This is a genomic window from Mesorhizobium sp. M0410, from assembly GCF_040321435.1.
In the GTDB taxonomy this organism is placed as follows: Bacteria; Pseudomonadota; Alphaproteobacteria; order Rhizobiales; family Rhizobiaceae; genus Mesorhizobium.
Genome location: NZ_JAMYRN010000003.1, coordinates 320,904 through 333,589, shown reverse-complemented (window position 1 = coordinate 333,589; position 12,686 = coordinate 320,904). Strand labels below are relative to the sequence as shown.

11 protein-coding genes are annotated in these 12,686 nt (G+C 62.0%); 4 read left to right on the top strand and 7 right to left on the bottom strand.

Annotation, left to right across the window (positions count from 1 at the left end):
• Positions 1 to 276 precede the first annotated feature (276 nt).
• On the top strand, positions 277 to 1,245 hold the full coding sequence (locus NKI63_RS05700; RefSeq protein WP_352820693.1) for a GlxA family transcriptional regulator: 969 nt from the start codon (positions 277 to 279) through the stop codon (positions 1,243 to 1,245).
• Positions 1,246 to 1,318: 73 nt separating this feature from the next.
• Here NKI63_RS05700 and apnL read toward each other — a convergent pair whose 3' ends face one another.
• The 7 genes from apnL to NKI63_RS05665 all read right to left on the bottom strand — a co-directional run bounded on the left by apnL (position 1,319) and on the right by NKI63_RS05665 (position 9,657).
• Complete coding sequence (gene apnL, locus NKI63_RS05695; RefSeq protein WP_352820691.1) at positions 1,319 to 3,226, bottom strand: D-apionate lactonase; 1,908 nt, start codon at positions 3,224 to 3,226, stop codon at positions 1,319 to 1,321.
• Entirely contained in the window at positions 3,223 to 4,257 is a 1,035-nt protein-coding gene (locus NKI63_RS05690) for a Gfo/Idh/MocA family protein (RefSeq protein WP_352820689.1), read from the bottom strand. Before NKI63_RS05690 ends, apnL begins: the two co-directional genes overlap by 4 nt.
• Position 4,258: 1 nt before the next feature.
• A complete protein-coding gene (locus NKI63_RS05685; protein WP_352506278.1) occupies positions 4,259 to 5,323 on the bottom strand; it encodes an ABC transporter permease in 1,065 nt (354 codons plus the stop codon).
• Positions 5,320 to 6,864, bottom strand: coding sequence for a sugar ABC transporter ATP-binding protein (locus tag NKI63_RS05680; RefSeq protein WP_352506279.1), 1,545 nt, complete (start codon positions 6,862 to 6,864; stop codon positions 5,320 to 5,322). The genes NKI63_RS05685 and NKI63_RS05680 overlap by 4 nt, the downstream gene beginning before the upstream one ends.
• Positions 6,861 to 7,514: a DUF2291 family protein gene (locus NKI63_RS05675; protein ID WP_352506280.1), complete on the bottom strand. Its 654-nt coding sequence runs from the start codon at positions 7,512 to 7,514 to the stop codon at positions 6,861 to 6,863. Before NKI63_RS05675 ends, NKI63_RS05680 begins: the two co-directional genes overlap by 4 nt.
• Positions 7,515 to 7,623: 109 nt before the next feature.
• Positions 7,624 to 8,565, bottom strand: coding sequence for a D-ribose ABC transporter substrate-binding protein (locus NKI63_RS05670; protein WP_023675475.1), 942 nt, complete (start codon positions 8,563 to 8,565; stop codon positions 7,624 to 7,626).
• 264 nt (positions 8,566 to 8,829) lie between these two features.
• Positions 8,830 to 9,657 carry a phosphogluconate dehydrogenase C-terminal domain-containing protein gene (locus tag NKI63_RS05665; RefSeq protein ID WP_352506281.1) on the bottom strand — a complete coding sequence of 276 codons (828 nt, stop codon included), beginning with the start codon at positions 9,655 to 9,657 and terminating at the stop codon, positions 8,830 to 8,832.
• Positions 9,658 to 9,986: 329 nt separating this feature from the next.
• On the opposite strand from NKI63_RS05665, the gene NKI63_RS05660 reads away from it, so the two are divergent.
• From NKI63_RS05660 to NKI63_RS05650, 3 genes are all read left to right on the top strand, one after another.
• Positions 9,987 to 10,661 carry a DUF2161 domain-containing phosphodiesterase gene (locus NKI63_RS05660; protein WP_352820686.1) on the top strand — a complete coding sequence of 225 codons (675 nt, stop codon included), beginning with the start codon at positions 9,987 to 9,989 and terminating at the stop codon, positions 10,659 to 10,661.
• A 164-nt stretch (positions 10,662 to 10,825) separates the two neighbouring features.
• Positions 10,826 to 11,251 (top strand): hypothetical protein, encoded by a 426-nt coding sequence (locus tag NKI63_RS05655; RefSeq protein WP_352506283.1) that lies wholly within the window; start codon positions 10,826 to 10,828, stop codon positions 11,249 to 11,251.
• Between the two features lie 66 nt (positions 11,252 to 11,317).
• Entirely contained in the window at positions 11,318 to 12,508 is a 1,191-nt protein-coding gene (locus NKI63_RS05650) for an NADH-quinone oxidoreductase subunit D (RefSeq protein ID WP_352506284.1), read from the top strand.
• Positions 12,509 to 12,686 lie beyond the last annotated feature (178 nt).

Below are 12,686 nucleotides of genomic sequence, written 5' to 3'. Positions count from 1 at the left end.
GGCACCTTGCTCTCGGCCTACTGACTGACCACAGATCAGCCTGAGCCCGGACCGACGCAGTTTTCTGTTGCCCTCTGAATCCGATGTATTTGCCGCGTGTTTTCATTCAACGATTTCAGCATTTGCATCTTCGCAGCCATGGATTTCCGCGGCCCTGCCTTCATCAGCAAGCCCGCATAGGCCCTCCTGGAGCCCGCGCGCTTGTTCTGGAATTGGCAATTCTTGCAAAGACTATGCTAGGCTTGCCATCCACGAGAACGACACTGGAGTACCGCAATGGCTGTCAGGAGCCTCCACGTTGTGATCTGGCTGCCGTCGAATTTCTATTCGGCCGTCGTCTCGACGCTCGTGGAAATGTTTCAGCTTGTGAATGACGTCTGCCGTTCGCAGGTTCTCTCCTGTGAGTTTGTTTCAAGGGGCGCGCCGTCGACGTCAAGCACCGGAATTTCCTTCCCGACAAAGGCTCAACCATCCCGAAAAATGGATGTCCTGATCCTCATTGCCATGCCGGGTGTAGAGATTCCGGAGCTCCTGCGCTCGCTCGACGAGGAGAGCGAACATTCAAAACCGCTGATCGCGCTCGCGCAGCAGCAGGACGCAATCATCGCAGCACATTGCGGCGCATGTTATCTGCTCGCCAATTCGGGATTATTGGACGGTAAACGCGCGACGATATCCTGGTGGCTGAGAGCCGAGGCAAGCCGCCGGTTTCCGCAAGTGCGATGGGACGCTTCCCGCCTCCTCATTCGCCAGGACCGCCTCTACACATGCGGAGGCGGGTTTTCCGGACTCGAACTCGCCAGGGCTTTGCTGATCGATCTGGGCTTCTCGAAGGAAGAGCGGATCATTCGAAAACTTCTGGTTCTCCCGCCGCCGCGCACATTCCAGAGTCCCTACGAATTTTCCCTCGATGGAATTTCGAACGGAGCCAGCCCATTCGAGGACAAGTTGCGTGAGCTCTCGAAAGACAAGATGTCGGAAATCGATCTGAAATTTCTGGCAACCGAATTGGGCATGTCTTCGCGAACCCTGTCTCGCAGGTTTTTCGACGAACTCCAGACAACGCCGGGAAAATGGATCCAGGAAAGGCGGCTGGAGTTAGCAAGGTCCATGCTTGAGGAAACGAAACTGAGCGTTTCAGAAATTTGCTATCGGGTGGGTTATCAGGACGTCGCCTCGTTCAGCCGTCTTTTTTCCAAGACAACTGGAATGGCACCGGGCGAGTTTCGAAAGCAAATCCGGTGACAACTCGGCAGCGGAGTGCTGCGGCTACACGCAACCACTACGGAAGGCTACCCATGAGCCTCGGCAAATGACTTCAGCCGATCCTGACGATTGCGTAGGGTGTCATCACAAGATGGTCTCGGCCCGACGTATCGCGCGGAATCTGGCGTGACAGTCGTCCATTCCAAATCATGAGAGGACCCTGATCGGAGCCGAGCCCGGAAACATCGACCGGAACGTCGACCGGGGTAAGGTTCGCCAGCCAGATGATGATCTTGCCTGTCTCGGAGCGGCCGGCAAGTGCCAGCACCCGCCTCTCATCGGTCGTTGTCGCCGCCACATGCGCATGGCCGGCCAGATCGCAAAGTCCTTTCACCGCGTGGAAAATCGGCCGGGGTGTACCTTCTTCGACAGGTTCGCCCGACGAGGCCAGCACGCCGAATGGTCCGGTGAAGCTGCAGAGCGTCAGCATTTCGAGTCCAGCCGGCGCAACACGTGCGGCATAGCCGATCGTCCATGCGGCTCCGAACAGCCCGGTATGGCGAGGGTCGCGGTCGGCCATGGCAATGCGCTGACTGTCGGGATTGGCCTTGGTCGCACCGCCATAGGGGTTCTGGCGCATGGCAATGGTCGACGGCCCGATCCGATAGGGTTTTGGCCCGAAGATCGCCCTCGCCGAGCCTGTGATGGAAGGCAGCGCCTCCAACGATTGCATGACGCTGAGATCGTCGGCGGCGTGCACGATCGGGCAGGTGCAATGCGTGACGAAATCGAGCGGATCGGTCGGCACACGCTTGCGATTGAGTTCGGTGAAATAGCTGAACATGCCGCCGCCGAGGCGGCTGTCGGGAAAGGCGCGCCGCGTCGCGGCATAGACGTCCTCGAGCGGCGGGCAGTGCGGCCACGCGCTGCCCGGTGGCGTCGACTGCCGGTCGACCGAGGGCGAGACGGCAATGGCCGAAAGCTTGAGCCCGGCCTGCCGCACCCTGTCGGCGACGCCTGAAAGCTCGGCGTCGAGATCGCCGTCGCCGGCAATGACGCATTCGAGCGTTGTCCGGACCGGATAGGCGGCGGCGAGCCGGGCGTAGGATCGCAAGGCATCGAGCTCGTGGCCGCGCGTCAGGTCATAGTGGAACATCAATTGCTGCGGGCCAAGCTCGGACAGCACCGACAGCTTGCCCAGCGCCGCCTCGACCTCATCCGGGTAGATGATCATGCCGATATCCGGCAGCACCGGTCCGGCTTGGCCGAGCGTGATACGAATCGGTTCGGCGCTTGCCGCGACAGCCGCCACTTTCCCGCCACCCTCCATCCGCAAGCTGATGGTCTGGCTGAAGGTCTCGCCGGCAGGCAGCATGTATGGCCATGGCAGCGCGAGCGGCCGGACATAGGTCTTGTAGGAGGCATCCGACCAGTTGCGCTGGTCCTCCATCTCGAAAATGTCGCCTTCCATCAGGCATTCAGCGGTGACACCCGGCCGGACCTCATGGGTGATCGCCCGCAGATCCTTGAAAGGCTGCCAGGGATCGATCAGCTCTGGAAGCCTGGTCGCGACCACGCTGCCATCGGTATGCTCGACCGTGACCGGGCTGCCGGCCAAGCCGGCAATCGGATGCAGGATGCAGAAGCCACAGCGATTGGTTTCGAAATCGCTGTCGGGAAGAGCGCTCACGTCGAAGACCAGCTGGCCATCGGCGGAGCCCTTGATGGTCGCACGAAAGCCGAGCCGGCTGCCGTCCGGTGCTTGGCAACTTGCCGTATAGCTGACGGAAAAAGCCTCGGCATTTTGTTTGATGGCAAGATCGGCCAGTCTCGGCTCGTAGGTGCCCCAGTCGCGATCCCTGACGATGTAGGCGATAGGGCGCAGAACTTCGGTGCCGCCATGCCGAATGGTGCGCAGATTGCCGTTGACGAAGTCCGCCGTCAGCGCGCCGGCTTGCAGCCTGACCGGTTCGGCTTCAACGGCACGTGTGCCGTAGAGGAGGAAGGCGTCGGCTGTCATTTCAGCAAGGCGTCGAGTTGCACCGGCTCCCGGCTTGCGGCGCCTGCGTACGCTGCCTCGACCAGCGCTAATGTCTTGAGGTTGTCCGCGCCCGAGGTCGCGGGCTCGGTTCCGTTGGTCAGGCAATCGACCCAATGTTTTTGAATGGCGACGACGCTTTCCTGGATGTTGTGCCACGGCCGCGATGCCCAGGCCAGCAGCGGCGGCGAGACGTCGCTACCGACCGTCCCGCTCCTGCCGGTGACGGTGAGGCGGTAGCCCTGCGCCAGCCGGATCGTGCCGTCCTTGCCATCGATCTCGATCAGCGTCTCGGGGAACGGCTCTGTCGCGAGCTTGCTGGCGTAGCTACAGTCGACCACGGAAGTGGCGCCGCCCGTGTGGTCCATCAGCATCGTCGCAACGTCCTCGCCGGTTATGCCGGGATTGACGCGCGCCGTTCGCGCGGTGACCGTCGAGACGTCGCCCAGCAGAAAGCGGGCGACGTCGAGGATATGGATGCCGAGATCCTCGATAATGAAGCGCCTTCCGGTCGCCAGATAGGGCTGGCCGGAAAACACGTCATAAGCCGATCGGAACGAGATCCGTCCGAAGAAGGGGGTGCCGATTTCGCCACTGTCGAGCACCGCACGCACCGCCCGGATCGGCGACTGCCAGCGAAAATTTTCATGCACCATCAACGGCACGCCGGCGTCGGCGCAGGCTTTCACCATGGCCTTGGCGTCGGCAAGCGACGGCGCGAACGGCTTTTGGCAGATTACCGGAACGCCATACTGCGCCGCCATCTCCACCAGCGTTCTGTGGCTTGGTACGGTGGTAGCGATGTCGACGAAATCCAACCTTTCGCCGGCAAACAGCGCAGCAGCGTCGGTATAGCGCCGCGCGATGCCGAACTGGTCGCCGACCACCCTTAACCGGTCCGGATCGCGGTCGCAGATGGCGGCAATCGAAGCGCTCTCTATGTCGCGCCAGGCATGCATCTGGTTGACGGCAAAGAAGCCGCAGCCGATCAGCGCGCCACGCAGCTCCGCCATGTCAGCCGGCCTTTGCCATCTGCATCAGCGTGACACGGCTCTGCAGCCGGCGCTGGGCTTGGTCGACGACAACGGCTACGATGATGACGAGGCCCTTGATTACCATTTGCCAGAACGAGCTCACCCCCATCATCACCAGCCCGTCCGAAAGGATGCCGATTACGAAGGCGCCGACAATGGTGCCGCCGATGGCGCCGCGTCCGCCCGACATCGAGGTGCCACCGAGCACTGCCGCGGCAATGGCGTTGAGTTCGAAGCTCTCTCCGGTCGCCGGATGCGAGGCCATCAGTTCGGACGAGATGATCAGCCCGACGATCGCCGCGCAGAACCCGGAAAACATGTAGACGAACATCTTCACCATGTTGACGCGGACGCCCGAAATCCGCGCCGCCCGCTCATTGCCGCCAACGGCGAAGATATGGCGGCCGAGCGGAGTGTATCTGGCGAGATAGGCCGCCCCCAGTGCGACGACGACCAATATCCATATCGAAACCGGCAAGCCAAGCAGCCGGCCGGCGCCGAGGAAGCCGAACCCCGTGGTGCCGAGCTCCGGCTTGCCGACGAGATTGGGGAAGGTGCGCCCGTCGGACGACAGCAGTGCCAGGCCGCGTGCGACATAGAGCACGCCGAGCGTGGCTATGAATGGCGCAACGTTAAGCCTGGTGATCAGCAAGCCGTTGACGGCGCCGATCAATATGCCGACGGCAAGCGTGATCAGCGCGATCTCGAAGACGTTGAAATAGATGGTGTAGCCGACCTGCAGGTCGACGCCGTTCAGCACGAGATAGCCGGCCACCATGCCGCACAGGCCGACGATCGAGCCGACCGACAGGTCGATGCCGCCGGTGATGATGACGAAGGTCATGCCCATTGCGAGGAATGCGTTCAACGCCACGTGCTTCGACATCAGGATAAGATTGGCGGCCGATAGGAAATTAGGGGCAGCTATCGAGAAGAATAACAGCACGGCGATCAGCGCGATGAACGTCCTCGCCTTCATCAGCGTCAGCAGGACCGAGCCGCTCGAAATGGAGTTGACCACCGCCTTGGCTGGAATGTCAGTCATGCGCCTTGCTCTCCGTGCGGGACCGGGCCGTGGCCGAGGGCCGAGGCAGCGACGAGCGCGGCCTCAGTCGCCTCCGCGCGATCGAAGATACCGGTCAATTTTCCATTGCTCATCACCGCGATACGGTCGGACAACGCCATCACTTCGTCGAGATCGGAGGTGGCAAACAGGATCCCCAGACCGTCGCGCGACAGCTTGCGCATGGTGCGGAAAACGTCGGCCTTGGCGCCGACGTCGATGCCGCGACTCGGCTCGTCCATCAGCAGCACCTTCGGTCCGGTGAGCAGCGCCTTGCCGATCACCACCTTCTGCTGGTTGCCGCCCGACAGCGACGAGACTTCCTGCGTCGGATCGGCGACCTTGATGGCCAGTTCGCGTATCGTCTGGGTCACCGCCTGTCGTTCGGCGGCACCACGAATGTGGAACAGGCGCACGAACCGCGACAGGCTGGCCAGAGTCAGATTGCTGGCGACGGAGAGGATCGACACCAGCCCTTCGCGTTGGCGGTCTTCGGGGATCAGCGCCAGCCCGCGCCGGATGCGCCGTGTCGTGTCGCGCTCGTGCACCTTTTTGCCGGCAATGAATATCGCGCCGGTCGAATGGCCGTGGCGGCCCATGATGCAATCGAACAGCTCGCTGCGTCCGGCGCCCATCAGGCCGTAGATGCCGAGGATCTCGCCAGCGCGCAGCGACAGCGAGACGTGGTCGACCGCAAGCCCGCCGGTGACGCGCGGTAGGCAAATGTCCTCGGCGCGGAATATCTCGTCGCCCGGCACATGGCCGTCGGCCTTGGCGAAGTCCTTGGCGTCCGAGCCGATCATCTGCCGCACGACCCACTGGGTGTCGACGTCTTTCATCTTCGCCTGGCCGGTGATGCGCCCGTCGCGCAGCACCGTGATGGTGTCGCCGATGCGGATCAATTCCTCGAGCCGATGCGAGATGTAGACGATTGCCACGCCGCCCGCCTTGAGGTCGGCAATCACCTTGAACAGGATCTCGACTTCCGCCGCGCTGAGCGCCGAGGTCGGCTCGTCCATGATCAGGATGCGCGCATCGAGCGAAACCGCCTTGGCGATCTCGACCAGCTGCTGCTGGCCGATGCGCAGATCCTCGACCAGCATGTCCGGCCGGATGCCGGCTTCCAGCCGTTCCAGGAACTCCGCCGCGCGGCGCTCCTGCTCTTTGCGGTCGATCTTGCGGAAGCGGTTGGTGATCTCGCGGGTGGCGAAAATGTTTTCGGCGACGGTCAGGTTGCCGAACAGGTTCAACTCCTGGAACACCATGCCGATTCCGCGATTTACCGCGTCCCCGGATGACGAGAAGGAGACCTCCTCGCCGTCCAGCAGAATGCGCCCGAGCGTCGGCCGCTCGACGCCGGCGATGATCTTCATCAGCGTCGATTTGCCGGCCCCGTTTTCGCCGACCAGCACGTTGACCGCACCCTTGCGCACCTCAAAATTCGCACGTTTGACCGCGACGGTGCCCGAATAGACTTTCGAGACATCCTCCAGCTTCAGGATGACGTCTTGATCGCCGGTCATGGCTTCGGCCCGATCTCTGCCTCCGCCGGCGTCACCAGCGGCAGGTCCTGGCCGCTGCCTGGCGTATAGGCGCCGAGGATCTTGACGCTTCGGCCCTCGAGTGCCTCGCGCGGCAGCTTGGAAAGCACGGTCTTGTCGGCGTAGGCGTTGAAGGCCTTGCCGAACTGGGCGAAGTCGATCTGGTTGGTGAAATCGTTGAATTGAATGAAGTCAAGGCTGTCGCGCAGCGCTGTACCGCGAGTGGCGGGTCCGATCTGCACTCGCGCATCCGCCTTGCCGTCGCCGTCGGCATCGACGTCCATTGTCGACGCGCGTGACTGTGTATTGGCTGCAACGACCTTGCCCTCGAGCCGGACGGCGAAGGTCCACGGCGAGTTCGCCTGCTTTTTCGGATTGCCGTACTTGGCGCCGGCAGCGGCGGGATCGGTCTTCGCCAAAGCATGAACCTCGGCAAACGGGCCGGCCTTCTGCTGCAGATAGGGTATCGCTTTCGTCGCCCAAATGTCCTCGACCATCTTGTCGGGATTGAAGGCCGAGCCAGTGCCGCCGTTTTCCGCTGACGGCGTCGGCAGGATCTTGCAGGCGGTCAGGCTGACTATAGCTGCAAGGAACGACACGACAAGGATTGGCCGGGTCAGCGTGTTGAACATGTCGGCTCGTTCGGCATGGCGGTCAGGAGCACCCAGAAATGGAAGCAAGGGCGAAATGGAAGCAAGGGACGAACCGGAGCTCGTCCCTTGCGCTTGATGTTACGCCGGCTCAGTTGGTGAGCGCGAATGTCTCCAGCTTGGCGGCATTGTCGCCATTGACCAGGACGCAATCCATCAATTGCTTTTCCTCGGCCGGAGACTTCTTGTTCTTGATGAAGTCGTTGGCCTGCTCGACCGCCATCTGTGCCTGCGCGAAGGCCGGCTGCAGGACCGTCGCCTTGATGCCGCCGGAAGTTATCGAGTCGCGCACGTCGTTCGACCCGTCGAAGCCGACGACGATGACGTCCTTGCGACCGGCAGCGGCAAGTGCCGCATAGGCGCCCATCGCCATCGTGTCGTTGCCGGAGATCACGCCCTTAATATCGGGATTGGCCTGGAGGATCGATTCCATCTTTGAATAGGCCTCGGTCTGGCTCCAGTTGGCCGATTGCTGCGCCACCATCTTCAGGTCCGGATAGTCGTCGATGACGTCGTGGTAACCCTTGGAGCGGATGCCGGCATTGGTGTCGGATTCTTTGCCGACGAGCTCGACGAAATTACCCTTCTCGCCCATCAGCTTGACGAATTCCTGCGCGCCGAGCTGGGCGCCCTGATAATTGTTGGAGACGATCTGCGCGACGGCAACGCCGGTGGCATTGATCTCGCGATCGATCAGGAAGGAAGGAACGCCTGCGTCCTTGGCCTTCTGCACCGCAGCGACTGTGGCGTCGGCGCCGGCATTGTCGAGGATGATCGCCTTGGCGCCGCGGCCGATCGCCGTATCGATCAATTCGGACTGCTTGTTGGCGTCGTCGTCATGGACGAGCACCAACGCCTCGTAGCCGAGTTCCTTGGCCTTGGCCTCCGCGCCGACAGCTTCCGCCTTGAAGAACGGATTGTCATGCGAGGGCGTGATGATGGCGATCAAATCCGCCGCATAGGCGGGTGCGGCGGTGCCAAGCGCCAGCATGCCGGCGAAAGCCGCAAGCGTCATTCTGCGTGTCAGTTTCATGTATTCCTCCCGTTGAAAATCCGCGCCTTGTCCCAAGGCTATATGCATTCGATTTCGCCAGCCGGCCGTAGGTGGCGGGTCGCGTCAGATTCACAAGCCTTTGCCGGCTTCACTTCGACGGATCGCTTCCCACTACCCTCCACTCATCTGGCCCCTGAGCCTGCTGCGAAGCTTGACGGTCCGATCCATCGAACAGCTAAGGCAACTGGTATAATGAGTCAATGACAATTTCAGGTGACATGTTCCGAAAACGCGTCGCTGCCCTCAAGTGATGCGCTGAATGCTCGCGGCAATCTCCTCCGGCTCGAACACCCGTTTCCAGTCGTCGCGCATCAGAACCGGCTTGCCGAACTCTATCGCCTTGTTGCAGGCGTCGGAGAACACGCCTTTGGTCTCGCCGAAGATGACGGCGCCAAGCACGTTCATATGACCAAGCAGGAAGTCGAGCGCCGCCTGCTTGTCGACCCCGCGCGCCACCACCTCATCGACCGCCTCTTTCATGACGACGAGCAGCGAAGCGCATACCGTTTCCGAAAGGCCGGGCTCGAGCAGGGCCATCTGATCGACAGTGACGCGATGGGAGCGCATGACCGGCGCCCAGATGATCTTTGCGATCGCCTCACCCTTGGCGAAATCCTCCTCCGGTCCCTGCATCAAGGCGCTGACCATATGCTGCTTGGCCTTGACGCCGCCGAAATAGTCCTTCTTGGCCGCCATGTCGGTCTCGTCGTTGAAGATCGGCGGATGGCAGGGGTGGGTGACGAAATACGTCAGATCCGGCCGCTTCGGCAAATGCCCGGCGAAAGGTGCCGCGGCGTCGAGCACGACGACCATCGTGCCTGACGCAAGCTTGCTCTCGATACTCGCCGCGACCTTGCCGATGTGCGTGTCCGGCACCGCCAGGATCACCACATCGGCGCCATCAAGCGCCTCATCGGCGCTGACGGCATCGATGCCGAGGCCCGACTTCAGCCGCTCGCGGCCGGCGTCGCTGACCTCGACATGGCGTATCGTATACGAAGATCCGCGAAAATTGGTTGCCAGACGGTAACCCATTTTGCCGCCTGCACCAAACAGCGCAATCGTTGTCATATGTCGTTACTCCTGAATTCCAACGACGGCCCTACCGATCGTCATCTCATTGACTTGTATGCACATTGCCGCCGGCTGGCGGGTAAAAACGCGGGGAGCCGTCGCTCAAATGACGATGCCTGGACGTGTCTCGGGCGCCCGGATGTCCAGCGCAGCTACGCGGAGCATGCTACCTCAGGTACACATTATACCAGCATACCAAATTCGCAAGCGGCCGCGGCACTGCTCTGACCATTTGTTTGCCCGTCGTTTACCTCTGTTCAACGGCAAAGAGCGATCATCGCGCTGACCCGCCGATCGGCGGGATGATTCGCAGCCAACAAAGGCCCATGCTCGAAACGTCACTCTACAGCCCGGTCAAGGCCTTCCTCGAAGGCCTGGGATTTATGGTCAAGGGCGAGATCGGCGGCTGCGACCTGCTGGCGCTGAGTGCCGACTCTCCACCGATCGTCGTCATCTGCGAGCTGAAGCTGAAGTTCAATCTCGAGCTCATCCTCCAGGGCGTCGACCGTATGGCGACGAGCGACGAGGTCTGGCTCGCGGCATGCATGTCGGCCCGTGGCAAGGGCCGCGAGAGCGATGTGAGATACCGCAATCTCTGCCGTCGGCTCGGCTTTGGCCTGCTTGGCGTGCGACCGAACGGCGAGGTTCAGGTGCTGCTCAGCCCGACGGCATTGGCCCCGCGTCGGGATCCCCGGCGCCGCTCGAAACTAATCGACGAACATCGGCGTCGGCAGGGCGATCCTGTCGCCGGCGGCGGCTCACGTGCGCCGATCATGACCGCTTATCGCCAGCAGGCACTGGCATGCGCCGCAGCACTCGCCGACGGCCCAAAACGGCCGCGTGACTTGAAGCCCAACCTGCCGAACGCACCCAAGATTCTGCTGCACAACGTGTATCGCTGGTTCGCGCGCACCGATCGCGGGATCTACGAACTGACCGCTCAGGGCCGTGAAGCCTTGCAGCGCTGGCCGCAGCCCGATCGCAGCCACGCCGCTGCCTGAGACAGGCAACGCCGGATTTCGCGCCCTGCTCTCCGCGACAATCACGGCTTTCGGCCAGACAGCACTCAGTACAAGACAGCACCTCAGTCACGGAACCATATTTCGACACGATGGTTTTGTCGTCACCGAATTGATCGTCCGCTGAGCAAACGGAAGGAACGGCCATGCGCCTATCGACGACAATTGCCACACTTTCGGCACTGGCCCTTGCCTCGCCGGTCTATGCGCAATCCGTGGGACCAGAGCTTGCCCCTGTGCCGCCGACGGCGCCGCAAACCTTGCCAGAGCAAGCCACGCCCCAAGGGACCACTCCCGACCAGGCTACACCGGAGGATGCGTTCTCCGCCCAGAATTTCACCGCAGTGACAATCGTGGCGATGGAGGATCTGCCTCCTGACATCAAGGCACAGGCGGAGGCCGTCGTCACCCAGACCAGCGCCGAGGATTTGCGCATCCTGCAAAGTTCGATCGACGCATCGCCGCAGGCGGCATCGGCACTGGCGGCGAATGGGCTTAATTCCACGCAGGTCGTGGCGGCCAATATCGACGGCGACGGCACGCTGACGCTGATCATCCAGACGACGACGTGAGCGGCTGAAAGCGGACAAGCCGGCTCCGGCACGGAACCAAAGCCCGCCTGATCGCGGAGGACTGTCATGGTCGAGGCTGCAGTTCGCAACTTCACCATCAATTTCGGGCCACAACATCCCTCCGCTCACGGCGTCCTGCGGCTGGTGCTCGAACTCGACGGCGAGATCGTGGAACGCGCCGATCCCCATATCGGCCTGCTGCATCGCGGCACCGAAAAGCTCATCGAGTACAAGAACTACCTGCAGGCCTTGCCCTATTTCGACCGGCTCGACTACGTCGCGCCGATGAACCAGGAGCATGCATTCTGTCTCGCCGCCGAGAAGCTCCTCGAAATATCGGTTCCGAAACGCGGACAGCTCATTCGCGTGCTTTTCTGCGAAATAGGCCGGCTGCTATCGCACCTCCTCAACGTCACCACGCAAGCCATGGACATCGGCGCGCTGACGCCGCCGCTCTGGGGTTTCGCCGAGCGCGAGAAGCTGATGGTCTTTTATGAGCGCGCGTCCGGCGCCCGCATGCACGCGAATTATTTCAGGGTCGGCGGCGTGCATCAGGATCTGCCGCCGGAACTCCTCGACGACATCTGGAGGTTCTGCGATCCCTTCCTCAAGGTCTGCGACAATCTCGAAGAGCTGTTGACCGAGAACCGCATCTTCAAGCAGCGCAATGTCGATGTCGGCGTGATCGGCCTCGATGATGCCTGGGCCTGGGGCTTTTCCGGCGTGATGGTGCGCGGATCGGGGGCATCCTGGGATCTGCGCAAGGCGCAGCCATACGAATGCTATTCGGAGATGGATTTCGATATTCCGGTCGGCAAGCATGGCGACTGCTACGACCGCTATCTTGTACGCATGGAGGAAATGCGCCAGTCGGTCCGGATCATGCGGCAATGCCTGGAAAAGTTGCGCTCACCCGAAGGCCAGGGACCGGTCGCGATCCCGAACCACAAGATCACGCCGCCGCCGCGTGCCACGATGAAGCGCTCGATGGAAGCGACGATCCACCATTTCAAACTCTACACCGAAGGCATTCGCGTGCCGAGCGGTGAAGTCTACGCCGCCGTCGAGGCGCCGAAGGGCGAGTTCGGCGTCTACCTCGTTTCGGACGGAGGCAATGTTCCCTACCGATGCAAGATCCGCGCACCTTCGTTCGCCCACCTGCAGGCGATGGATTTCCTGTCCCGAGGCCATATGATCGCCGATGTCGCCGCGATCATCGGCTCGCTCGACATCGTGTTCGGAGAAATCGATCGTTAGCCACGTCAAAGGGTCGCGGGTCCATCCTAGCCAGATCGCACCTGCCTCGACTGCGCTCGGACGCCGGTCGGACGACGGCTCTCACTTGCGGCGGGCCAACTCAAATTCTCGCATCAAAACGGACGCATGGCCGCGACAAGGCGCAGCCAAGCGTCGAGGACTTTCACAATCTGCGCGG